The organism is Myceligenerans pegani, assembly GCF_014892515.1.
Classification (GTDB): domain Bacteria; phylum Actinomycetota; class Actinomycetes; order Actinomycetales; family Cellulomonadaceae; genus Myceligenerans; species Myceligenerans pegani.
The window spans coordinates 1-2,433 of sequence record NZ_JADBGR010000099.1; the positions used below are offsets into that span (position 1 = coordinate 1).

General features: G+C 68.4%; 1 protein-coding gene. It reads right to left on the minus strand.

Annotation, left to right across the window (positions count from 1 at the left end):
• Positions 1 to 2,348, minus strand: a 2,348-nt coding sequence (locus IIE03_RS16845; RefSeq protein ID WP_318843036.1) for an Ig-like domain-containing protein, incomplete at its 3' end; no start/stop codon positions are given.
• Positions 2,349 to 2,433: the final 85 nt, after the last annotated feature.

Genomic DNA, 2,433 nt, shown 5'->3' on the forward strand with positions numbered 1-2,433 from the left:
CCGTCCTCCGACAGCGTGGCCTCCCCGGCGTCCACACCGAGGCTCACCTCGAGGTCCGCGGCGACGCCGTCCGGATCGACGTCGTTGACCAGGACGTCCACGGTGACAGACTCCTTGCCCACCACGTCCGGGACGGACAGGACGTCGTCGTTCGCCACCGGAGGAACGAGCGGCGCATCCCGGGAGACCCTCACCGTGATCACACCCTGTGCCCGCGCCTTGTAGATGTCCTGGATACCGTAGTAGAAGGGATGCTGCCCGGCTTCGGACGGTGCGGTCACGACCACCTGGTCGTCGGCCACGGCGGGCTCGAGGTCGCCGGTGCTGCCGAACAGGGACTCCACCAGGCCGATCTCGTCGCCGTCCGGGTCGGTGTCGTTCGCCATCGCGTCGATCGCCACCATCCGTTCCGGCCGCACGAGAGTCTCGTCATCCTGCGCGACGGGCTTCTGATTGGTCTCCGGCAACGGGGCGATGCCTACCCGGACGGTGCCGATTCCCACGGCGCCCCGGGTGTCCGTGGCGGTGTAGGTGAACGTGTCGGTCCCTACGGCGTCGGGCGACGCCTCGAAGTCGATGAAGCCGTCGGTGATCCGCGCACGGCCCATCGTCGGAGCTCCCGAGATGTCCGACAGCATCACGTAGTCACCATCCGGGTCGATCCCGTCCAACGGCACGTCGATCCGGACCGTCCCGCCCGACAGGACGCGCGCCGTGACGTCCGGCAGCTGCGGCGCGGCGTTCTCCTCGTCGTCCCGCACGTTGATGGTGATCTGCGCGGAGTCCTGTTGCTTGTTCGGGTCGGAGATCTCGTAGACGGCGTGGGCCACACCGGCCTCGTCACCCGCCTTGAAGCGGACCACCTCCTCGGAGACGAACGCCTCACCCAGGGCCGGGTCGGGCTCCTCACTCAGTTCGCCGGCGAGCTCGATGGGCAGCCCATCGGGGTGCGAGTCGTTCTTCAGCACCGGGATGGTCACGGTGTCACCCACGTGCACGTCGACCTCGTCCGCGCCGGCCTCCGGCGGGCGGAGCCGGTCGGAGGTGGGGATCGGCACGACATGCACCTGCCCGGAGGACGCGGCTTCGCCGTTGGAGGCCGTGTAGTCGATCGTCACCGTCGACTCGAGACGCTGGTTCTCGGTGATCTTCAGGACCTGGTGGTCCAGCACCGCGACGGTCAGGCCGGAATCCTCGGGAACGTCCACCTCCTGGACGACGAGCACGCCGCCGCCGGGGTCGGTGTCGTTGGCGAGGACGTCCACGAGACCCTCGCCGCCCTTGGGCAGGAGAACCTGATCGGAGACGACCACGGGCTTGCCCGCGTCGCTGGGTGGATCGAGGACGTCCACCCGGACCAGACCGGTGGCAGAGTTCGGCCCGTCGCTGACCGTGTAGGTGATGTCGTAGGACCCGGGCTCCTCACTGACGAACCGGTAGGAGCCGGCCACATGGTTGGGCGTGATCTCCGCCGACTTCACGTCGGCCACCTGGGTCAGCCGGAGCCGGTCGCCGTTCGGGTCGGAGTCGTTCTCCAGGGGGCGCACCGTGACCGGTTCACCCGCCAGCGTCGTGACGTGGTCCTGCACCGGGATCGGCGGCAGGTCGTCCGTGGCGACGTCCACCTTGACGAGTCCCTTCGCCACCGCGCCCTCGCCGTCGGACACGGTGATCTCGATGAGCTTGCGCCCGGCGGAGCCGCCGCCGTCGAGGAACTCGATCGTGCCGTCGGGTCGCGAGCGCACGTCGTCATCCGGGAGCTTCGTCGTGGCCGTCGACAGGAAGAGGTCGTCCCCGTCGGGGTCCTTGAAGTAGGGCAGCACCTTGATCTCCGCAGTGCCGCCCTGGCCGACCTTGAGCACCGGCTCCCCCGTCTGCACGGGCGCCTCGTTCTCTTCCGGCGGGCGGACCGTGAGGGTGACCTCCGCCTCGGCGGTCCCGTTCTCACGGCCGTCGTCGGCCTGGTACCTGAACGTGATCGTGCCGGTCGCGTCCGCGGGCACGTCCGCCTGCAGGGCACGGCCGTCGAGCACCCGATCGACCGTGACCCCGGAGTCCTCACCCGGACCGTCCGACACCGACACCGTCATGACGTCACCGTCCGGATCGATGTCGTTGCCCAGCACGTCAAGCACCGTCGTACGACCGGCACGCACACCCAGATCGTCGGGCTTCGTCTTCGGCGGCCTGTTCGGCTTGTCGCGGTCCGCGACCGTCTGGTCCACCTGCTCGAAGATCGTCTGCTCCGAGTCCGTCTCCTCGCCCTCGTCGTCCTCGTTGTCCTTCAGGTCCCAGTCATCGACCTTCCGGTACTTCTCAGTAGGCAGCCACAGATTGCCACCGATCACATCATTCAAAATGATCCGGCCACGATTCGTGCGGTACTGCAAGACCGCACCCGACGCGAGGCCCTCAAGAGTCTGCCGGTCATCG